This window comes from Pseudomonas sp. RW10S2 (assembly GCF_014268985.1).
Classification (GTDB): Bacteria; Pseudomonadota; Gammaproteobacteria; order Pseudomonadales; family Pseudomonadaceae; genus Aquipseudomonas; species Aquipseudomonas wayambapalatensis.
Map to the genome: position 1 here is coordinate 1 of NZ_JABWRO010000037.1, position 19,887 is coordinate 19,887.

At 62.6% G+C, this 19,887-nt stretch carries 17 protein-coding genes; 16 read left to right on the forward strand and 1 reads right to left on the reverse strand.

What is annotated here, in order from left to right:
- The first annotated feature begins 86 nt into the window (after nucleotides 1-86).
- From dnaE to ispD, 8 genes are all read left to right on the forward strand, one after another.
- Nucleotides 87-3,611 (forward strand): DNA polymerase III subunit alpha, encoded by a 3,525-nt coding sequence (gene dnaE / locus HU729_RS10560; RefSeq protein ID WP_186709876.1) that lies wholly within the window; start codon nucleotides 87-89, stop codon nucleotides 3,609-3,611.
- A gap of 105 nt (nucleotides 3,612-3,716) precedes the next feature.
- Nucleotides 3,717-4,664: an acetyl-CoA carboxylase carboxyl transferase subunit alpha gene (gene accA / locus HU729_RS10565; protein WP_186667227.1), complete on the forward strand. Its 948-nt coding sequence runs from the start codon at nucleotides 3,717-3,719 to the stop codon at nucleotides 4,662-4,664.
- Between the two features lie 182 nt (nucleotides 4,665-4,846).
- Nucleotides 4,847-6,142 carry a tRNA lysidine(34) synthetase TilS gene (gene tilS, locus HU729_RS10570; RefSeq protein WP_186709881.1) on the forward strand — a complete coding sequence of 432 codons (1,296 nt, stop codon included), beginning with the start codon at nucleotides 4,847-4,849 and terminating at the stop codon, nucleotides 6,140-6,142.
- Nucleotides 6,143-6,411: 269 nt separating this feature from the next.
- Nucleotides 6,412-8,040 (forward strand): CTP synthase, encoded by a 1,629-nt coding sequence (locus HU729_RS10575; protein ID WP_186667225.1) that lies wholly within the window; start codon nucleotides 6,412-6,414, stop codon nucleotides 8,038-8,040.
- Between the two features lie 3 nt (nucleotides 8,041-8,043).
- Nucleotides 8,044-8,889: a 3-deoxy-8-phosphooctulonate synthase gene (kdsA, locus tag HU729_RS10580; protein WP_186667224.1), complete on the forward strand. Its 846-nt coding sequence runs from the start codon at nucleotides 8,044-8,046 to the stop codon at nucleotides 8,887-8,889.
- 153 nt (nucleotides 8,890-9,042) lie between these two features.
- On the forward strand, nucleotides 9,043-10,332 hold the full coding sequence (gene eno, locus HU729_RS10585; protein ID WP_054891062.1) for a phosphopyruvate hydratase: 1,290 nt from the start codon (nucleotides 9,043-9,045) through the stop codon (nucleotides 10,330-10,332).
- A gap of 156 nt (nucleotides 10,333-10,488) precedes the next feature.
- Nucleotides 10,489-10,770: a cell division protein FtsB gene (gene ftsB / locus HU729_RS10590; RefSeq protein ID WP_054891061.1), complete on the forward strand. Its 282-nt coding sequence runs from the start codon at nucleotides 10,489-10,491 to the stop codon at nucleotides 10,768-10,770.
- A complete protein-coding gene (gene ispD, locus HU729_RS10595) occupies nucleotides 10,767-11,474 on the forward strand; it encodes a 2-C-methyl-D-erythritol 4-phosphate cytidylyltransferase (RefSeq protein WP_186709882.1) in 708 nt (235 codons plus the stop codon). The genes ftsB and ispD overlap by 4 nt, the downstream gene beginning before the upstream one ends.
- Nucleotides 11,475-11,498: 24 nt before the next feature.
- Here the strand turns inward: ispD and HU729_RS10600 are convergent, their stop codons facing one another.
- Nucleotides 11,499-12,395: a LysR substrate-binding domain-containing protein gene (locus HU729_RS10600; RefSeq protein ID WP_186667222.1), complete on the reverse strand. Its 897-nt coding sequence runs from the start codon at nucleotides 12,393-12,395 to the stop codon at nucleotides 11,499-11,501.
- A gap of 106 nt (nucleotides 12,396-12,501) precedes the next feature.
- Here HU729_RS10600 and HU729_RS10605 point away from each other — a divergent pair, with 106 nt between their 5' ends.
- The 8 genes from HU729_RS10605 to rpoS all read left to right on the forward strand — a co-directional run bounded on the left by HU729_RS10605 (nucleotide 12,502) and on the right by rpoS (nucleotide 19,660).
- Complete coding sequence (locus HU729_RS10605; RefSeq protein WP_009686067.1) at nucleotides 12,502-13,614, forward strand: S-(hydroxymethyl)glutathione dehydrogenase/class III alcohol dehydrogenase; 1,113 nt, start codon at nucleotides 12,502-12,504, stop codon at nucleotides 13,612-13,614.
- Nucleotides 13,615-13,622: 8 nt separating this feature from the next.
- Complete coding sequence (gene fghA / locus HU729_RS10610; RefSeq protein ID WP_186667221.1) at nucleotides 13,623-14,477, forward strand: S-formylglutathione hydrolase; 855 nt, start codon at nucleotides 13,623-13,625, stop codon at nucleotides 14,475-14,477.
- Nucleotides 14,478-14,549: 72 nt separating this feature from the next.
- Entirely contained in the window at nucleotides 14,550-15,023 is a 474-nt protein-coding gene (gene ispF, locus HU729_RS10615) for a 2-C-methyl-D-erythritol 2,4-cyclodiphosphate synthase (protein ID WP_054891057.1), read from the forward strand.
- Complete coding sequence (gene truD, locus HU729_RS10620; RefSeq protein ID WP_186709883.1) at nucleotides 15,020-16,078, forward strand: tRNA pseudouridine(13) synthase TruD; 1,059 nt, start codon at nucleotides 15,020-15,022, stop codon at nucleotides 16,076-16,078. The genes ispF and truD overlap by 4 nt, the downstream gene beginning before the upstream one ends.
- Nucleotides 16,066-16,815 (forward strand): 5'/3'-nucleotidase SurE, encoded by a 750-nt coding sequence (gene surE / locus HU729_RS10625; protein ID WP_186667218.1) that lies wholly within the window; start codon nucleotides 16,066-16,068, stop codon nucleotides 16,813-16,815. The genes truD and surE overlap by 13 nt, the downstream gene beginning before the upstream one ends.
- 41 nt (nucleotides 16,816-16,856) lie before the next feature.
- Nucleotides 16,857-17,495 carry a protein-L-isoaspartate(D-aspartate) O-methyltransferase gene (locus tag HU729_RS10630; protein WP_186667345.1) on the forward strand — a complete coding sequence of 213 codons (639 nt, stop codon included), beginning with the start codon at nucleotides 16,857-16,859 and terminating at the stop codon, nucleotides 17,493-17,495.
- Nucleotides 17,496-17,682: 187 nt separating this feature from the next.
- Nucleotides 17,683-18,543: a peptidoglycan DD-metalloendopeptidase family protein gene (locus HU729_RS10635; RefSeq protein WP_186667217.1), complete on the forward strand. Its 861-nt coding sequence runs from the start codon at nucleotides 17,683-17,685 to the stop codon at nucleotides 18,541-18,543.
- Nucleotides 18,544-18,652: 109 nt separating this feature from the next.
- Nucleotides 18,653-19,660, forward strand: coding sequence for an RNA polymerase sigma factor RpoS (gene rpoS, locus HU729_RS10640; protein ID WP_054891052.1), 1,008 nt, complete (start codon nucleotides 18,653-18,655; stop codon nucleotides 19,658-19,660).
- Nucleotides 19,661-19,887 lie beyond the last annotated feature (227 nt).

Consider the following 19,887-nt stretch of genomic DNA (forward strand, 5'->3'; position numbering starts at 1 on the left):
TCGGGGCCGCTATGCGGCCCCAAAACATTCCGGCTAATTACGCTACAATCCCGCCCTTGTCGTTCAGCATTGCCACAGGATCTTCAATGTCGGTCTCCTTCGTTCACCTCCGTGTGCACTCCGAGTTCTCCCTGGTCGATGGTCTGGTGCGGATCAAGCCGCTGGCCAAGGCCCTGGCCGGAATGAACATGCCGGCGGTGGCGATCACCGACCAGAGCAACATGTGCTCGCTGGTGAAGTTCTACAAGACCGCCATGGGCGCAGGGATCAAGCCGATCTGCGGCGCCGACCTGTGGCTGGCCGGTGCCGATCCGGAGGCACCGCTGTCGCGTATCTGCTTCCTGGCCATGAACCCCCGGGGCTATCGCAACCTCACCGAGTTGATCTCCAAGGGCTGGACCGAAGGCCAGCGCAACGGCCTGGTGATCATCCAGCGTGAATGGATCGCGCCCGCCAGCGAGGGCCTGATTGGCTTGTCTGCGGCGCGCGAGGGCGATATCGGCATGGCGCTGCTCTCCGGTCGCAGCGACGAGGCCGAGGCCTTGCTACGCGACTGGATGCAGATGCTGCCGGAGCGCTTCTATGTAGAAGTGCAGCGCACCAATCGCGCAGGCGACGAAGAATACCTGCACGCTGCAGTGGCCCTCGCCGACAAGGTCGGCGCGCCGCTGGTGGCGACCAACGATGTACGCTTCATCAAACAGACCGACTTCGACGCCCACGAGACCCGCGTCTGCATCGGCGAGGGCTGGACCCTGGACGACCCGCGGCGCCCGCGCGGCTACAGCGATCAGCAGTACCTGAAGTCGGCCGAGGAGATGGCCGAGCTGTTCAGCGACCTGCCGGACGCGATCGCCAACACTGTCGAGATCGCCAAGCGTTGCAACATCACGGTGCAGTTGGGCAAGTACTTCCTCCCCGATTTCCCGACGCCCAACGGCATGAGCATCGACGATTACCTGCGCCACGTCTCCCACGAGGGCCTGGAAGAACGTCTGGCCGTGCTCTGGCCGAAAGAGACCACGCCCAATTACGAAGAGAAACGTCAGGTCTACCTGGACCGCCTGAAGTTCGAGCTGGATATCATCATCCAGATGGGCTTCCCCGGTTACTTCCTGATCGTTATGGACTTCATCAAGTGGGCCAAGAACAACGACGTGCCGGTGGGGCCGGGCCGGGGTTCGGGGGCGGGTTCGTTGGTGGCCTACGTGCTGAAGATCACCGACCTCGACCCGCTGGCTTATGACCTGCTGTTCGAGCGCTTCCTCAACCCCGAACGTATTTCCATGCCCGACTTCGACGTCGACTTCTGCATGGATGGTCGCGACCGGGTGATCGACTACGTGGCCGAGGCCTATGGGCGCAATGCGGTCAGCCAGATCATCACCTTCGGCACCATGGCCGCGAAGGCGGTGGTGCGTGACGTGGCGCGTGTGCAGGGCAAGTCCTACGGCCTGGCCGACCGCTTGTCGAAAATGATCCCGTTCGAAGTGGGCATGACCCTGGAGAAGGCCTACGAGCAGGAAGAGATCCTGCGCGACTTCCTCAAGGGCGATGAAGACGCTCGCGAGATCTGGGACATGGCGCTCAAGCTCGAGGGGGTCACTCGCGGTACCGGTAAGCACGCCGGTGGTGTGGTGATCGCGCCGACCAAACTCACCGATTTCTCGCCGATCGCCTGTGACGAAGAGGGCGGCGGCCTGGTGACTCAGTTCGACAAGGACGACGTCGAGGCTGCGGGCCTGGTGAAGTTCGACTTCCTCGGCTTGCGGACGCTGACGATCATCAAGTGGGCGATGGAGATCATCAACCGCGAGCAGAAAAAGAAAGACCTGCCCGACGTCAACATCGACTTCATCCCGCTGGACGACCGCAAGACCTACGAGCTGTTGCAGAAGGCCGAGACCACGGCGGTGTTCCAGCTTGAATCGCGCGGCATGAAAGAGCTGATCAAGAAGCTCAAGCCCGACTGCCTGGAAGACCTCATCGCACTGGTGGCGTTGTTCCGCCCCGGCCCGCTGCAGTCGGGCATGGTGGACGACTTCATCAACCGCAAGCACGGCCGCGCGGAGCTGGCCTATCCGCACTCCGATTACCAGTACGAAGGCCTCAAGCCGGTACTGGCCCCCACCTACGGCATCATCCTGTATCAGGAACAGGTGATGCAGATCGCCCAGGTGATGGCCGGCTACACCCTGGGTGGCGCCGATATGCTGCGTCGGGCCATGGGCAAGAAGAAGCCAGAGGAAATGGCCAAGCAACGCGGCGGTTTCATCGAAGGTTGCGTGGCCAATAACATCGATGCAGACCTTGCCGGTAACATCTTCGACCTGGTAGAGAAGTTTGCCGGTTACGGCTTCAACAAGTCTCACTCCGCAGCCTATGGCCTGGTCTCGTACCAGACCGCCTGGCTCAAGACCCACTACCCGGCGCCGTTCATGGCTGCGGTATTGTCGGCGGATATGCACAACACCGACAAGGTGGTGGTGCTGGTCGAGGAAGTGCGCAGCATGAAGCTGCGCCTCGATGCGCCGGACGTGAACTTCTCCGACTTCAAGTTCACCGTCAACGACGACGGTCGTATCGTCTATGGCCTGGGTGCGATCAAGGGGGTGGGTGAAGGCCCGGTGGAGGCGATCGTCGAGGCGCGCGCCGAAGGCGGCCCGTTCAAGGACCTGTTCGACTTCTGCGAGCGCGTCGACCTCAAGCGCATCAACAAGCGCACCCTCGATGCCCTGATCCGCAGCGGTGCGTTGGACCGGTTGGGGCCGCACTTCCACGACGAGATCAAGGCCTACCAGGCCAACATCGACCGCAACCGCGCGGTGTTGCTGTCGGCGCTCGAAGAGGCGATCAAGTCGGCCGAGCAGACCGCTCGCACCGCTGACAGCGGCCATATCGACCTGTTCGGTGGGCTGTTCGTCGAAGAGGATTCCGATGTCTATGCCAACCACCACAAGGTCCGCGAGCTCACGCTCAAGGAGCGCCTCAAAGGCGAAAAGGATACCCTCGGGCTATATCTCACCGGTCACCCAATCGATGAATACGAAACCGAGATCCGCCGTTTCGCTCGCCAGCGCATCGTTGACCTCAAGCCTTCACGCGACACTCAGACCATCGCGGGGATGATCATTGCCCTGCGGGTGATGAAGAACAAGAAGGGTGACAAGATGGGCTTCGTCACCCTCGACGATCGCTCCGGTCGTATCGAGGCCTCGCTGTTCGCCGATGCCTTCATGGCGGCCCAGGCGCTGCTGCAGACCGACGCGATGGTGGTGGTCGAAGGCGAGGTCAGCAACGACGACTTCTCCGGCGGCCTGCGCCTGCGCGTCAAGCAGGTGATGACCATGGAGGATGCCCGCACCAAGCTGGCCGAAAGCCTGCGCCTGAAGATCGCCCACGAAGCACTCAAGGGAGATCGCCTGGCCTGGCTGGGCGAGCTGATCACCCGTCATCGCGGCGGTTGCCCGATCACGCTGGAGTACACCGGCAGCGATGCCAAGGCCATGCTGCAGTTCGGCGACGAGTGGTCGATCGATCCCGCCGATGGCCTGATTCAGGCGCTGCGTGACCAGTTCGGACGTGAGAACGTCTTCCTGCAATACCGTTGAAACGACGAATTTTAATCTCGACCTGAATGCGCCAGATCCCGTAAGGTATGGCGCCAAACGGATCAACCGGCCGGCCGCCTGGCCGTAGACCCAAGACGGATGCCTATGAACCCGAATTTTCTCGATTTCGAACAGCCGATTGCCGACCTGCAAGCCAAGATCGAAGAGCTGCGCCTGGTTGGTAACGACAACTCGCTGAACATCAGCGATGAAATTGCCCGTCTGCAAGACAAGAGCAGTGCCCTGACCGAAAGCATCTTCGGCAACCTGACCAGCTGGCAGATCGCCCGCCTGGCACGCCACCCGCGTCGTCCGTACACGCTGGACTACCTCGATCACATCTTCACCGAGTTCGAAGAACTGCACGGCGACCGTCATTTTTCCGACGACGCCGCGATCGTTGGCGGTACCGCGCGCCTGGACGGCAAGCCGGTGATGGTCATCGGTCACCAGAAGGGCCGCGAAGTGCGTGAGAAGGTCCGTCGCAACTTCGGCATGCCGCGTCCTGAAGGCTACCGCAAGGCCTGCCGCCTGATGGAGATGGCCGAGCGCTTCAAGATGCCGATCCTGACTTTCATCGATACCCCAGGCGCCTACCCGGGCATCGACGCCGAAGAGCGCAACCAGAGTGAGGCCATCGCCTGGAACCTGCGCGTCATGGCGCGCCTGAAAACCCCGATCATCGCCACCGTAATTGGTGAAGGTGGTTCGGGCGGCGCACTGGCCATCGGTGTGTGCGACCAACTGAACATGCTGCAATACTCCACCTACTCGGTGATCTCGCCGGAAGGTTGCGCCTCGATCCTGTGGAAGACCTCCGACAAGGCGCCGGACGCTGCCGAAGCAATGGGCATCACCGCTGAGCGCTTGAAGAGCCTGAACATCGTCGACAAGGTGATCAGCGAGCCACTGGGCGGCGCTCACCGCGATCCGGCCAAGATGTCGGCCAGCATCCGTGCCGACCTGCTCGAGCAGCTCGACATGCTGGGCAAGCTCGACAACGATACTCTGCTCAAGCGTCGCTACGATCGCCTGATGAGCTACGGTCTCTGATTGGCAGGGGCGCTTTGCGCCCTGTTCGCGGGCAAGCCCGCTCCCACAAAAGCAACGATGCTATTTGGGAGCAACTGTCTTGTTCAACATCTAAAGGCCAGCCCAATCTCCCTGTGGGAGCGGCCTTGTGCCGCGAATGGGGCGCGAGCGGCTCCGGCAATTCCAAGTCCTGTGAGGGCCTGATGCTTGACCTCACCCCCAAGCTGCTCCCCTGGCAGCAGGCCCCCACCTGGTACATTGCCTTCTCCGGCGGCCTCGACTCCACTGTCCTGCTGCACCTCCTCGCCAGTCACGCCCGGCAACACGACAGTCCACCGGTGCGTGCCCTGCACATTCACCATGGCCTGCAAGCCGCTGCCGACGCTTGGCCGGATCACTGTCGCCATGTCTGCGACAGCCTGGGCATTGCGCTCGATGTCATTCATGTCGAGGTGCCTTCAGGCGCCAGCCTCGAGCAAGCCGCCCGCACGGCGCGATACGACGCGTTCGCCGAGGTTCTGCAGCCGGGCGAAGTGCTGTTCACCGGCCAGCACCGCGATGACCAGGCCGAGACCCTGCTGTTTCGCCTGTTGCGTGGTGCCGGCCTGCGCGGTCTGGCGGCGATGCCCGCATCTCGTCCGCTGGGGCAGGGGCGGCTGGTCAGGCCGTTGCTCGATCTGGCGCGGGATCAGTTGCAGCGGTATGCCCAGGCATCGGGGCTGAGATGGATCGAAGACCCGTCCAACACCGATACCCGCTTCGCCCGCAATTTCCTGCGCGCCGACGTGTTCCCGCTGCTGCACCAGCGCTGGCCGCAAGCGAGCCAGAGCCTGGCGCGCAGCGCCGCGCACCTGGGCGAGGCCCTGGCGCTGCTGGACGAGCTCGCCGCCACCGACATCGCTGCCGCAAGCCCTGGCGCAATAGCGCCTTGGCAATGCCTGGACTCGCTGGACCTGGGGGTGCTGGCGGCGCTTTCGCCGGCGCGCCAGCGTAACGCTTTGCAGTACTGGCTGAGCAGTCGTACACGTCTACCCGATAGCCGTCATTGGGCCGGCTGGGACAACCTGCGTGATGCCGCCGCCGATGCCCAGCCGCTCTGGCGCTTGACCGATGGTGAACTGCAGCGCAGTCATGGGCGGTTGTGGTGGTTGAGCGGCGATTGGCTGCAGGCGCCGCAGGGTGGGGCGCCTTGGCCAGACCCGAGCCAGTCTCTCTCACTACCCGGCAATGGCAGCGTGCAAGTGGTAGGTGCCATTCCCGGACCTGGCCTGCATGTCGCCTATCGCCAGGGCGGCGAAGTGCTCGATATTCCAGGGCGCGGCCACCGCGACCTCAAGCGCCTGCTCAACGAGTGTCACGTGCCGCATTTCATCCGTCATCGCCTGCCGCTGCTGTGGCAGGGCGAGCGCCTGCTGGCGGTGGCCAACCTGCCGGAGCTAGGGTCGGCAGGTTGGCAGTTGCAGTGGCAGCCGCCGACGAACGTGCAAGGTTTGAGCTGAAGGGTACATTCCGGTAGACTACCCTCCCTTCTTGATACAGCTTCTGTGGGTTCCTCGAAAACACAGGAGTTGCCGATTACCAAGCAGTTTTTTGCTGGGCTGATTCTTAAAATGACGAGCGAGCTCCACACTGGGGATACCCCCGGTCTGTACAGACGCGGCAGTTGTTCGAGATGCACTGTGATTGACGCAGGTGATCGGGGGCTTCGGCCTTCCTTCGCTTTCTCCGGCGGCGCTGGCCGCCTTAACGCAGACTTCTAGGGTTTTTCATGACGCGCTACATATTCGTCACGGGCGGTGTTGTTTCTTCATTGGGGAAAGGCATTGCCTCGGCTTCCCTGGCGGCCATCCTGGAAGCGCGGGGGCTCAAGGTCACCATGCTCAAGCTGGACCCGTACATCAACGTCGATCCGGGTACCATGAGCCCGTTCCAGCACGGTGAAGTGTTCGTCACCCACGACGGTGCCGAGACCGACCTTGACCTGGGCCACTACGAGCGGTTCATCCGCACCACGATGACCCAGAACAACAACTTCACCACCGGCCGCATCTACGAGCACGTGCTGCGCAAGGAGCGCCGTGGCGACTACCTGGGGGCGACCATCCAGGTCATCCCGCACATCACCGACGAGATCAAGCGTCGCATCATCAAGGGCGCCGGCGATGCCGACGTGGCTCTGGTCGAGATCGGCGGCACTGTGGGCGACATCGAGTCGCAGCCATTCCTCGAAGCCATCCGTCAGTTGCGTGTCGAAGTAGGCTCCAAGCGCGCCATGCTGATGCACCTGACGCTGGTGCCGTACATCGCCACCGCTGGTGAAACCAAGACCAAGCCTACTCAGCACTCGGTCAAGGAGCTGCGCTCCATCGGCCTGCAGCCAGATGTGCTGATCTGCCGCTCCGACCACCCGGTCGATGCCTCGTCGCGCCGCAAGATCGCCCTGTTCACCAACGTCGAAGAGCGTGCGGTGATTTCGCTGGAAGACGTCGACACCATCTACAAGATCCCGGGCGTGCTGCACGCACAGGGCCTGGACGACTTCGTCGTCGAGCGCTTCGGCCTGCAGTGCAATGGCGCCGACCTGTCCGAGTGGGACAAGGTCGTCGATGCCAAGCTCAACCCCGAGCATGAAGTCACCATCGCCATGGTCGGCAAGTACATGGAGCTGCTGGATGCGTACAAGTCGCTGATCGAAGCGATGAGCCACGCCGGCATCACCAACCGCACCAAGGTCAACCTGCGCTACATCGATTCCGAAGACATCGAGAACCAGGGCACCGGCCTGCTCGAAGGCGCCGACGCCATCCTGGTGCCGGGCGGCTTCGGTCTGCGCGGCGTGGAAGGCAAGATCAAGGCTGTGCAGTTCGCCCGTGAGAACAAGGTTCCATACCTGGGCATCTGCCTGGGCATGCAGGTCGCGGTGATCGAATTCGCCCGTAACGTCATGGGCTGGAAAGACGCCAACTCCACCGAGTTCGACCGCAACAGCGGCCACCCGGTGGTCGGCCTGATCACCGAATGGTCCGATGCCACCGGTGCCGTCGAAACCCGTACCGAAGCTTCCGACCTGGGCGGCACCATGCGCCTGGGCGCGCAGGACTGCCAGCTGATCGCCGGCTCCAAGGTTCACGACTGCTACGGCAGCGACGTGATCACCGAGCGTCACCGTCACCGCTACGAAGTGAACAACAACCTGCTGCCGCAACTGATCGACGCCGGCCTGGTGGTTTCGGGTCGTTCCGAAGATGGCGCGCTGGTCGAAGTGGTCGAGTCGAAGGATCACCCATGGTTCGTCGCCTGCCAGTTCCACCCGGAGTTCACCTCCACGCCTCGTGACGGCCACCCGCTGTTCAGCGGTTTCGTCAAGGCAGCCCTGGCACAGAAGAACAAGGCCTGATCCATGACCCAGAAGATCATTCGCGTCGGTAACATCGAGATCGCCAACGACAAGCCGTTCGTCCTGTTCGGCGGCATGAACGTCCTGGAGTCCCGTGACCTGGCCCTGAAGGTCTGCGAGGAGTACGTGCGGGTGACCGAGAAACTCGGCATCCCGTACGTGTTCAAGGCCAGCTTCGACAAGGCCAACCGTTCGTCGGTCGCTTCGTACCGCGGTCCGGGCATGGAAGAGGGGCTGAAGATCTTCGAGGAGATCAAGCGTACCTTCAACGTACCGGTGATCACCGATGTGCACGAGCCTTACCAGTGCGAGCCGGTGGCCAAGGTCTGCGACATCATCCAGCTGCCGGCGTTTCTCTCGCGCCAGACCGACCTGGTGGTGGCCATGGCCAGGACCGGCGCGGTGATCAACATCAAGAAGGCCCAGTTCCTCGCCCCGCACGAGATGAAGCACATCCTCGCCAAGTGCGTCGAGGCCGGTAACGACCAGCTCATTCTCTGCGAGCGCGGTTCGAGCTTCGGCTACAACAACCTGGTGGTCGACATGCTCGGCTTCGGCATCATGAAGCAGTTCGAGTACCCGGTGTTCTTCGACGTCACCCACTCGCTGCAGACGCCTGGCGGCCGTGCCGACTCCGCTGGTGGTCGCCGTGCCCAGGTCACCGACCTGGCCAAGGCGGGCATGAGCCAGGGCCTGGCTGGCCTGTTCCTCGAGGCTCACCCGGACCCGGACAACGCCAAGTGCGATGGCCCGTGCGCCCTGCGCCTGGACAAGCTGGAACCGTTCCTGGCGCAGCTCAAGCAACTGGACGATCTGGTGAAAAGTTTTCCGACGGTAGAGACCGCGTAAAGCTCATTTCTCGGGTAAAGTACCGCCCGTTCCACCCCCTGGCCTGCCGGTCAGGGGCTCCCTTCGCCAGGCCTGCCCGTGCCATGTCGCCTGGTGAACGGCAAGAATTCCCAAAGCTGCGTTGTTTTCGTCAATTCTGGAGTGCTTACAACAATGGCAAAGATCGTCGACATCAAAGGTCGTGAAGTTCTCGATTCGCGTGGCAACCCCACCGTGGAAGCCGATGTGCTGCTCGACAACGGCATCATTGGCAGCGCTTGCGCGCCGTCTGGTGCTTCCACTGGCTCGCGCGAAGCGCTGGAGCTGCGTGATGGCGACAAGAGCCGTTACCTGGGCAAGGGCGTGCTGAAGGCCGTCGGCAACATCAATGGTCCGATCCGTGACCTGCTGCTGGGCAAGGATCCTTCCGACCAGAAAGCACTCGACCGCGCCATGATCGAACTGGACGGTACCGAGAACAAGGCCAAGCTGGGCGCCAACGCCATCCTCGCTGTGTCCCTGGCTGCTGCCAAGGCCGCTGCCCAGGACCAGGACCTGCCGCTGTACGCGCACATCGCCAACCTCAACGGCACCCCTGGCCAGTACTCGATGCCGGTGCCGATGATGAACATCATCAACGGCGGCGAGCACGCCGATAACAACGTCGACATCCAGGAGTTCATGGTCCAGCCGGTAGGCGCCAAGACCTTCTCCGACGGCCTGCGCATGGGCACCGAGATCTTCCACCACCTCAAGGCTGTTCTGAAGGCCCGCGGCCTGAACACTGCCGTGGGTGACGAAGGTGGCTTCGCCCCGAACCTGGCCTCCAACGAAGATGCCCTGGCGGCCATCGCCGAAGCGGTCGAGAAAGCCGGCTACAAGCTGGGCACCGACGTCACCCTGGCCCTGGACTGCGCGGCTTCCGAGTTCTACGAAGACGGCAAGTACAACCTGTCCGGCGAAGGCAAGTCGTTCGATGCCGAAGGTTTTGCCGACTACCTGAAAGGCCTGACCGAGCGCTTCCCGATCATCTCGATCGAAGACGGCCTGGACGAGTCCGACTGGGCTGGCTGGAAGATCCTGACCGACAAGATCGGTGCCAAGGTACAGCTGGTCGGTGACGATCTGTTCGTGACCAACACCAAGATCCTCAAGGAAGGCATCGAGAAAGGCATCGGCAACTCGATCCTGATCAAGTTCAACCAGATCGGCTCGCTGACCGAAACCCTGGAAGCCATCCAGATGGCCAAGGCCGCTGGTTATACTGCGGTCATTTCGCACCGTTCCGGTGAAACCGAAGATTCGACCATCGCCGACCTGGCTGTCGGTACCGCCGCAGGCCAGATCAAGACCGGTTCGCTGTGCCGTTCCGACCGCGTCTCGAAGTACAACCAACTGCTGCGTATCGAAGAGCAGCTGGGTGCCAAGGCCGTCTACCGTGGCCGTGCCGAGTTTCGCGGCTGAGCAAGAGATGGTAAAAAGGCAGCAGCCGGGGCTGTCTGAACATTCTTACTGAGTGTTCAGCGCCTTCAAACGGGTTTCTGTCGACGAAGCCTGGCCTCGGCCAGGCTTCGTGCTATCGGAAGCTCGCTGCGGCGGCCTTTTACCCTGGATATCTTCATGCGCAGTCCCTATTGGTTGTTCCTCGTCCTGCTGTTGTTGCTCGGAGGCCTGCAATATCGCCTCTGGGTCGGTAATGGCAGCCTGGCGCAAGTGGCCGAGCTGCAACAGCAGATCGCCGACCAGCATGCCGAAAACGAACGGCTGCTGGAACGCAATCGCGTGCTCGACGCTGAAGTCCTGGAGTTGAAGAAAGGTATGGAGACCGTGGAAGAACGGGCTCGTCATGAACTGGGAATGGTCAAGGAGGGCGAAACCCTCTACCAGTTGCCACAGAAATGATCCAAGAACAGCCGGCCTTCTGGGCCGTGATTCCTGCCGCGGGCATTGGTGCCCGCATGGCTGCCGACCGCCCCAAGCAGTATCTGCAACTGGGCCGGCAGACCATCCTCGAGCATAGCCTCGACTGTTTTCTCGACCATCCCACGCTCAAGGGCGTGGTGGTCAGCGTTGCCGAAGACGATCCCTACTGGCCTGGCTTGCGCTGTGCGAGCGATCCGCGCATCCAGCGTGCAGCGGGTGGGCGCGAGCGTGCCGATTCGGTACTGAATGCCCTGTTGCTGCTGCACGCCCAAGGGGCGGCCGACGACGACTGGGTGCTGGTGCACGATGCTGCGCGGCCGAACCTGACGCGTAGCGATCTGGACAAACTGCTGTCGGAGCTGGCCGACGATCCGGTGGGTGGGCTGCTGGCGGTGCCTGCACGCGATACCCTCAAGCGTGCCGACGCGACTGGCCGGGTCAGCTCCACGGTGGACCGCAGCACTGTTTGGCAGGCCTACACGCCGCAGATGTTTCGGCTTGGCATGCTGCACCGGGCACTGGCCGAGTGCCTGGTGGCGGATGTGGCGGTGACCGATGAGTCCTCTGCCATCGAATGGGCCGGGCATGCGCCGCGTCTGATCGAAGGGCGTAGCGACAACATCAAGGTGACCCGGCCGGAAGACCTGGAGTGGTTGCGTCAGCGCTGGGCTGGGCGGCGCTGAGGCCTTCGGCAGAAGCGCAGCGCTTCAGCCTTGCTGATACTCCGGCAATCCTGCCAACCCATCCTTCAGGTAGTCGACCAACCGCCGCACCTTCGGTGAAAGATGCCGCTGCTGTGGATACAGCGCCCACACCGCGGTGTTCGGCGGCTGGTGCGCCTCCAGCAGCGGCACCAGTGCCCCGGCATGCAGATGCTCGAGCACGTAGTAATCCGGCAACTGGCACAACCCCATTCCTTGCAGCGCCGCGTCGAGTACCGCCTGGCCGCTGTTGCAGCGCCAGTTGCCTTGTACCCGTTGGCTGATTTCGCGGCCATCCTGCTGCAACACCCACAGGTCCGAGCTGCCCACCAGGCAATTGTGCCGCGCCAGTTCCGACAGGCTGTGCGGTCTGCCGTAACGCTCCAGATAAGCCGGCGATGCGCACAGGTACATGCGCCGCGGTGCGAGGCGCGTGGCCACCAGGCGTGAATCCTGGAGGCGTCCCAGGCGAATGGCCAGGTCCATGCCCTCGTGCAGCAGGTCCAGGGTGCGGTTGCTCAGCTCCACCTCGACGCGCAACTGTGGATACAACGCCATGAAGCGTGTCACCAGTGGCACGATGAAACGCTCGCCGTAGGCCACCGCGCACGTCATGCGCAGCAGGCCCTTGGGTTCGCTGGCCAGGTCCCCCATCGCGCGCAGCGCTTCTTCGCGGCCATCCTGCAGGCGCTGGCAGTGCTGCAGGAAGGTCTGCCCGGCTTCACTCAGGGTCACACGCCGAGTGCTGCGGTACAGCAGGCGGGTTTGCAGGCGTTCCTCCAGGCGAGCGATCTGGCGGCTGACATGCGATGAGGAAACCCCCAGCCGTTCGGCGGCCGCAGTGAACTGGCCCGACTCGGCGACGGCGACGAACTCGTCGATTCCTTCCCAGCGACTGCTCATTGATTATCCCTTCATGGCAATAATGTTTTGCATTTGCTCGGATTATTCATCAAAAAAGCATGAATTACACTGGTGGCCTTAACTGATACCTAGCTTGGAGACCACCATGATCAAGTCCCGCGCCGCTGTTGCCTTCGAGGCCAAGAAACCCCTGGAAATCGTCGAAGTGGACGTGGCCATGCCCAAGGCGGGCGAGGTACTGCTGCGCGTGGTCGCCAGCGGTGTCTGCCACACCGATGCCTACACCCTCTCCGGTGCGGACCCGGAAGGCATCTTCCCGTCGATCCTCGGTCACGAGGGAGGGGCAATCGTCGAGGCGGTGGGTGAGGGGGTCACTTCGCTGGCCGTTGGTGATCATGTGATCCCGCTGTACACCCCGGAATGCGGCAAGTGCAAGTTCTGCCTGTCGGGCAAGACCAACCTGTGCCAGGCCATCCGCGCCACCCAGGGCAAGGGCCTGATGCCTGACGGCACCACGCGCTTCAGCTACAAAGGGCAGCAGTTGTTCCACTACATGGGCACTTCGACCTTCTCCGAGTACACCGTCCTGCCGGAAATCTCCGTGGCCAAGATCCAGAAGGAAGCGCCGCTGGAGAAGGTCTGCCTGCTTGGTTGCGGCGTGACCACCGGTATCGGTGCGGTACTCAACACCGCCAAGGTCAAACCGGGTGACACCGTGGCCATTTTCGGCCTGGGCGGTATTGGTCTGTCGGCGGTGATCGGCGCGGTGAAGGCCAAGGCCTCGCGTATCATCGCCATCGACATCAACCCGGCCAAGTTCGAGATCGCCCGCCAGTTGGGGGCTACCGACTGCATCAACCCGAAGGACTACGATCGCCCGATCCAGGAAGTGATCGTCGACCTCACCGATGGCGGCGTGGACTTCTCCTTCGAGTGCATCGGCAATGTCCAACTGATGCGTGCGGCGCTCGAGTGCTGCCACAAGGGCTGGGGTGAGTCGGTGATCATCGGTGTGGCCGGCGCCGGCCAGGAAATCGCCACCCGTCCGTTCCAGTTGGTCACCGGCCGGGTCTGGCGCGGTTCGGCCTTCGGCGGCGTGCGTGGCCGCAGCGAGCTGCCAAGCTACGTGGAAATGTCCGAGAAGGGCGAGATCCCGCTGGACACCTTCATCACCCACACCATGGGGCTGGAGGACATCAACAAGGCCTTCGATCTGATGCATGAAGGCAAAAGCATCCGCAGCGTGATCCACTTCTGAGGCCTGCCATGAGCCTGGACAACATCTCCTGCCAGAAGAGCTTCGGCGGCTGGCACAAGCGCTACAAGCATCACTCCAAGGTGCTCGGCTGCGACATGGTGTTCGCTGTCTACCTGCCACCGCAAGCCGAGCAGGGCGAGAAACTGCCGGTGCTGTACTGGCTCAGCGGCCTGACCTGCACCGACGAGAACTTCATGCAGAAGGCCGGCGCCCAGCGCCTGGCCGCCGAGCTTGGCCTGATCATCGTCGCGCCCGACACCAGCCCGCGTGGCGAGCAGGTGCCCGGGGACCCGGACGGCGCCTGGGATTTCGGGCTCGGCGCTGGCTTCTACCTCAACGCCACCCAGCAGCCCTGGGCCCAGCATTACCGCATGCACGACTACGTGGTGCAGGAGCTACCGGCGCTGATCGAGGCGCATTTCCCTGCGTCCGATCAGCGTAGTATCAGTGGTCATTCGATGGGCGGGCATGGGGCGCTGGTCTGTGCCCTGCGCAACCCGGGGCGCTATCGATCGGTGTCTGCGTTCTCGCCGATCAGCAACCCGATGGATTGCCCGTGGGGTGAAAAAGCCTTCTCCCGCTACCTGGGTGAGGACCGCGCGCGCTGGCGTGAGTGGGATGCCAGCGTGCTGCTGGCCGAAACCCCGGCTGGCCAGTGTCCGCCGCTGCTGGTCGACCAGGGCGATCGCGACGACTTCCTCGACAAGCAGCTCAAGCCTGCGGCGTTGGAGCAGGCGGCGCGCAAAGGTGGGCATGAACTGACCCTGAGGTTGCAGCCAGGGTATGACCATAGCTACTACTTCATTGCCAGCTTCATCGATGAGCACCTGCGCCATCACGCGGTGGCGCTGGGGCGGGTGTAGTGTTGCAGGAGCGGCCCCAATAGCGGCCAAAGCAGGTAGAATCACGCCCTGACTCAATCAGGGCGTTTTTCTATGCGTATTGGCCACGGCTACGATGTGCACCGTTTCGCCGACGGTGATTTCATTACCTTGGGCGGGGTGCGTATTCCCCACAAATACGGCCTGCTGGCCCATTCCGATGGTGATGTGCTGCTGCACGCCCTGAGCGATGCCTTGCTTGGCGCAGCAGCGCTGGGCGATATCGGCAAGCATTTCCCTGATACCGATCCACAGTTCAAGGGCGCCGACAGCCGCGTGCTACTGCGTCATGTGGTGGCCGTCGTGCAGGCCAAGGGCTGGAAGGTGGGCAACGTCGACGCCACCATCGTCGCCCAGGCCCCGAAGATGGCGCCGCACATCGACACCATGCGTCGTTTCATCGCCGAGGACCTGCAGGTCGAGCTCGACCAGGTCAACGTCAAGGCGACCACCGAGGAGAAGCTTGGCTTCACTGGTCGGGAGGAGGGCATCGCCGTGCATGCGGTCGCCCTGCTGCTGCCAGCATGACCGAACTGGAACTGTTGGGCCCGCGCGCCAGCGGCGAGGCCCTTGGCCGCGCCGTGCTCAAGGCCGTCGCCGATGATTTTCAGGTCGATGAAGTGCTCGACATCCCCCTGTCCGGTCAAGGCGAACACCTGTGGCTGTGGGTCGAGAAGCGCGACCTGAACACCGAGGAAGCTGCCCGACGCCTGGCGCGCGCGGCCGGTGTGCCGGTTCGTGCTATCAGTTATGCCGGCCTGAAGGACCGTCAGGCCCTGACCCGGCAGTGGTTCAGCCTGCACCTGCCAGGCAAGGCCGATCCTGACCTGTCCCGTGCCGAAGACGACAGCCTGCGCGTGCTCAAACAGGTGCGTCACCAGCGCAAGCTGCAGCGTGGCGCACATTCGGCCAATGGCTTCACCCTGCGACTGACGGGCCTGAGCGCCGATCACCAGGCGCTGGACGCCCGTCTGGAACAGCTCAAGGTGCAGGGCGTACCGAACTATTTCGGTGCCCAGCGCTTCGGCCATGCCGGCGGGAACGTGCACGATGCGCTCGACTGGGCGGCCCGAGAGGCACTGCCGGAGCAGCGCAATGTGCGTTCGCGGCTGCTGTCTGCGGGGCGCAGCTACCTGTTCAACCAGGTACTGGCCGCGCGAGTGGCTGACGGAAGCTGGAACCAGGCGCAGGTTGGCGATCTTCTGGCCTTCACGGATAGCCGTAGCTTCTTTCCGGCTGGCGAGCAGGAATGCTCCGATCCTCGACTGACAATTCTCGACCTCCATCCCACCGGCCCCATGTGGGGCGCGGGCCTTCCGTCGAGCGCGGGCGGGACCGCGGCGCTGGAAACGGCGGTCGGCGAACGCCATCCTGCACTCTGCCAATGGCTGGGCAGGGCAGGACTGGATCACGAACGGCGCATCCTGCGGCTCCCTATTGGGCGGCTGACGTGGCATTATCCCGAGCCTGATATCCTGCAACTGGAATTCGTCCTTCCGGCCGGATGCTTCGCCACCGTGGTGGTGCGCGAACTTGTGGATCTGGTGCCGGCAGGGCAGACGGAAAGCCCATGCGTATTCTGATTTCCAACGACGACGGTGTTACCGCCCCCGGCCTCGCTGCGCTTCACGGTGCGCTGCAGGACTATGCCAAGTGCGTGGTGATCGCCCCGGATCAAGACAAGAGCGGCGCCAGCAGTTCGCTGACGCTCGACCGGCCCCTGCACCCGCAGGTGCTGGCCAACGGTTTCATCAGCCTCAACGGCACGCCCACCGATTGCGTGCACCTGGGGCTCAACGGCCTGTTGCCGGAAACGCCCGATATGGTCGTCTCCGGAATCAACCTGGGCGCCAACCTGGGTGACGACGTGCTGTACTCCGGCACGGTCGCCGCTGCATTGGAAGGCCGCTTTCTCGGCGGTACTTCCCTGGCGTTCTCATTGCTGTCGCGCCTGCCGGACAACCTGCCGACCGCCGCCCATATCGCCCGGCGCCTCGTCGAGGCGCAGTCGCGTCTGGAACTGCCGGCGCGTACCGTGCTCAACGTCAACATCCCCAACCTGCCGCTGGAGCATATCCGCGGAATACGCCTCACCCGCCTGGGGCACCGGGCACGTGCGGCCGCACCGACCAAGGTCGTCAATCCGCGTGGCAAGGAAGGGTACTGGATCGCTGTGGCCGGTGACGCCGAGGACGGCGGCCCGGGCACTGACTTCCATGCAGTGATGCAAGGCTATGTATCGATCACGCCGCTGCAACTGGATCGCACCTTCAACGATGCCTTCGAGCGCCTCGATGGCTGGCTGGAGGGGCTGCTTTGATGCGCGAACAGGATGATCTGCAGCGCCGTGGCGGCATCGGCATGACCTCCCAGCGTACCCGGGAGCGCCTGATCCAACGCTTGTATGAAGAGGGCGTGTCGAACAGCAAGGTGCTCGAGACCATTCGCCGCACCCCTCGCCACCTGTTCGTCGATGAAGCCCTGGCCCATCGGGCGTATGAAGATACTGCGCTGCCGATCGGCCATAACCAGACGATTTCCCAGCCATTCATGGTTGCGCACATGAGCGAACTGCTGCTGGAGGCCGGCCCGCTGGACAAGGTGCTGGAAATCGGCACCGGTTCTGGTTACCAGACGGCCATCCTGGCGCAGTTGGTCGAGCGTGTGTTTTCGGTCGAGCGGATCAAGGTGCTGCAGGATCGTGCCAAGGAGCGTCTGATCGAGCTCAACCTGCGTAACGTGGTGTTTCGTTGGGGCGACGGTTGCGAAGGCTGGCCGGCGCTGGCGCCTTACAACGGCATCATCGTCACCGCGGTGGCGCCGGAAGTCCCCCAGGCCTTGCTCGATCAGTTGGCACCCGGCGGACGCATGGTGATTCCGGTAGGGGCGGCGGGCGAAGCACAGCAACTGTTGCTGATCGTTCGTGAGGAGCAGGGTTTCTCGCGCCGGGTGCTGGGCGCCGTACGCTTCGTACCGCTGCTCAACGGGCCGCTGGCCTGAGGGCCGACGGAATATGTGCGCTGATAGCGAATTCTTGCGCCACGGGCTTGTCTATCTGGCGGGGTGAGGCGAACCCCGCCAGATAGACAAGCCCGTACGGGCCACCCAAGCGGGTCGGGCTCGGTTATAATTGAAACAATATTGCATATCGTCATATCCAGATTTCGGCACCATGAGGGGAGCGCGGGTGGGGCACACAATCATTCGGCAGCGCAAGGATCGGTCGGGTTTCAAGCTTCTGGTGATTGCGCTGGCCATGGGAACCTTGCTGGCGGGATGCTCCAGCACCGGCTCCAGTGGCGCTCGGGTGGTCGATCGCAACAACGCGGCTCCCAAGCGTCCGACCGTGACCTCGGGGCAGTATGTGGTCAAACCCGGTGATACCCTGTTCTCCATCGCCTTCCGCTACGGCTGGGACTACAAGGAGCTGGCCGCGCGCAATGGCATCGCGCCGCCCTACACCATCCGCCCAGGCCAGCCGATTCGTTTCAGCAGCGGCGCTGGGGGCACCACCACTGTAGTGTCGTCCGGTCCCTCGTCATCGAGCAGAACCACGGTCATTCGCCGCCCGGTTGGTACGCAGACCGCTCCAGCAACAAATAGCGACAAGTCGGCAACGCCTCCCCCTGCCACGACCGCTCCGACCGTCATCCAGGTGCCGGCCGCAGAGCGCGCGGTCGGGGGTTGGACTTGGCCGGCGAACGGCGTGTTGATTGGAAAATTCGCTTCAAACGGTAGTTTGAATAAAGGCATTGATATCGCCGGAGATTTGGGACAGCCTGTTTTTGCTGCATCTGATGGTGCGGTGGTTTACGCCGGGAGTGGCTTGAGGGGCTACGGCGAACTCATCATCATCAAGCACAATGATACCTACGTCAGTGCCTACGGCCACAACCGCAGGCTTATGGTTCGGGAGGGGCAGCAGGTCAAGGCAGGGCAGACGATCGCAGAAATGGGGTCTACGGGCACTGATCGGGTGAAGCTGCACTTCGAGATTCGCCGCCAGGGCAAACCCGTCGACCCACTCCAGTTCCTGCCACGCCGTTGATTGTTGCACCAGCCTGTTCCTGAAGACGTAAAGGGGACAGGCTTTAGCGCTGCCAGGGAATCAGGCGACGCTAGAGTCTGAGGTTCGAACTCAGCAAAGGACTATAACAATGGCTCTCAGCAAAGAAGTGCCGGAGTTTGACATCGACGATGATCTCCTCCTGATGGAGACAGGTATCGTTTTGGAAACGGATGTGGTGTCAGACGAACCTGCTGTACCTTCGGTTCGGACCAGGGCCAAAACGGGCTCATCGCTCAAGCAGCACAAGTATATCGACTACAGCCGTGCGCTCGACGCCACGCAGCTGTACCTCAACGAAATCGGTTTCTCGCCACTGCTTTCCCCGGAAGAGGAAGTGCACTTCGCGCGCCTGTCGCAGAAGGGCGACCCGGCCGGCCGCAAACGCATGATCGAGAGCAACCTGCGCCTGGTCGTGAAGATCGCCCGCCGCTACGTCAATCGTGGCCTGTCGCTGCTCGATCTGATCGAGGAGGGCAACCTGGGGCTGATTCGTGCCGTGGAGAAGTTCGACCCGGAGCGCGGCTTCCGTTTCTCGACCTATGCGACCTGGTGGATCCGCCAGACCATCGAGCGGGCGATCATGAACCAGACCCGCACCATTCGCCTGCCGATCCACGTGGTCAAGGAGCTCAACGTCTACCTGCGCGCCGCGCGTGAGCTCACCCAGAAGCTCGACCATGAGCCGTCCCCGGAAGAAATTGCCGGGCTGCTGGAAAAACCGGTAGCTGAGGTCAAGCGCATGCTTGGGCTCAACGAGCGTGTCTCCTCCGTCGACGTATCCTTGGGCCCGGATTCGGACAAGACGCTGCTCGACACCCTTACCGATGATCGCCCCACCGATCCGTGTGAATTGCTGCAGGACGACGACTTGTCCCAGAGCATCGACCAGTGGTTGGGCGAGCTGACCGACAAGCAGCGGGAGGTGGTGATTCGCCGCTTCGGCCTGCGTGGTCATGAGAGCAGTACGCTTGAGGATGTTGGCTTGGAGATTGGCCTTACCCGTGAGCGGGTACGGCAAATTCAGGTGGAAGGGCTCAAGCGTCTGCGTGAGATTCTGGAGAAGAACGGCCTGTCCAGCGAGTCGCTGTTCCAGTAAGCCGGAATGCGCAATACAGAATGCCCCGACGACCTCGGGGCATTTTTTATGGCCTGGGAAATAGTTCAACCTGCTAGCGTTGTTGCTTAGCGTGTAAGAGATCGCTTACTCGTGGTGTAAGCCTTCGCTACCAACAAGAGTAAACAATTGCCTTTTTCAGTAATGATGTTTTCTTAAGGCATTGAAATTATTGGTTTTTTTAGATGTTTGTAAGTGTGTCTGCTGTA

Excerpts from the sequence above, each read along its gene's own strand:
- dnaE (WP_186709876.1), top strand. The coding sequence starts at position 87 with ATGTCGGTCTCCTTCGTTCACCTCCGTGTGCACTCCGAGTTCTCCCTG.
- accA (WP_186667227.1), top strand. The coding sequence starts at position 3,717 with ATGAACCCGAATTTTCTCGATTTCGAACAGCCGATTGCCGACCTGCAA.
- tilS (WP_186709881.1), top strand. The coding sequence starts at position 4,847 with ATGCTTGACCTCACCCCCAAGCTGCTCCCCTGGCAGCAGGCCCCCACC.
- HU729_RS10575 (WP_186667225.1), top strand. The coding sequence starts at position 6,412 with ATGACGCGCTACATATTCGTCACGGGCGGTGTTGTTTCTTCATTGGGG.
- kdsA (WP_186667224.1), top strand. The coding sequence starts at position 8,044 with ATGACCCAGAAGATCATTCGCGTCGGTAACATCGAGATCGCCAACGAC.
- eno (WP_054891062.1), top strand. The coding sequence starts at position 9,043 with ATGGCAAAGATCGTCGACATCAAAGGTCGTGAAGTTCTCGATTCGCGT.
- ftsB (WP_054891061.1), top strand. The coding sequence starts at position 10,489 with ATGCGCAGTCCCTATTGGTTGTTCCTCGTCCTGCTGTTGTTGCTCGGA.
- ispD (WP_186709882.1), top strand. The coding sequence starts at position 10,767 with ATGATCCAAGAACAGCCGGCCTTCTGGGCCGTGATTCCTGCCGCGGGC.
- HU729_RS10600 (WP_186667222.1), bottom strand. The coding sequence starts at position 12,395 with ATGAGCAGTCGCTGGGAAGGAATCGACGAGTTCGTCGCCGTCGCCGAG.
- HU729_RS10605 (WP_009686067.1), top strand. The coding sequence starts at position 12,502 with ATGATCAAGTCCCGCGCCGCTGTTGCCTTCGAGGCCAAGAAACCCCTG.
- fghA (WP_186667221.1), top strand. The coding sequence starts at position 13,623 with ATGAGCCTGGACAACATCTCCTGCCAGAAGAGCTTCGGCGGCTGGCAC.
- ispF (WP_054891057.1), top strand. The coding sequence starts at position 14,550 with ATGCGTATTGGCCACGGCTACGATGTGCACCGTTTCGCCGACGGTGAT.
- truD (WP_186709883.1), top strand. The coding sequence starts at position 15,020 with ATGACCGAACTGGAACTGTTGGGCCCGCGCGCCAGCGGCGAGGCCCTT.
- surE (WP_186667218.1), top strand. The coding sequence starts at position 16,066 with ATGCGTATTCTGATTTCCAACGACGACGGTGTTACCGCCCCCGGCCTC.
- HU729_RS10630 (WP_186667345.1), top strand. The coding sequence starts at position 16,857 with ATGACCTCCCAGCGTACCCGGGAGCGCCTGATCCAACGCTTGTATGAA.
- rpoS (WP_054891052.1), top strand. The coding sequence starts at position 18,653 with ATGGCTCTCAGCAAAGAAGTGCCGGAGTTTGACATCGACGATGATCTC.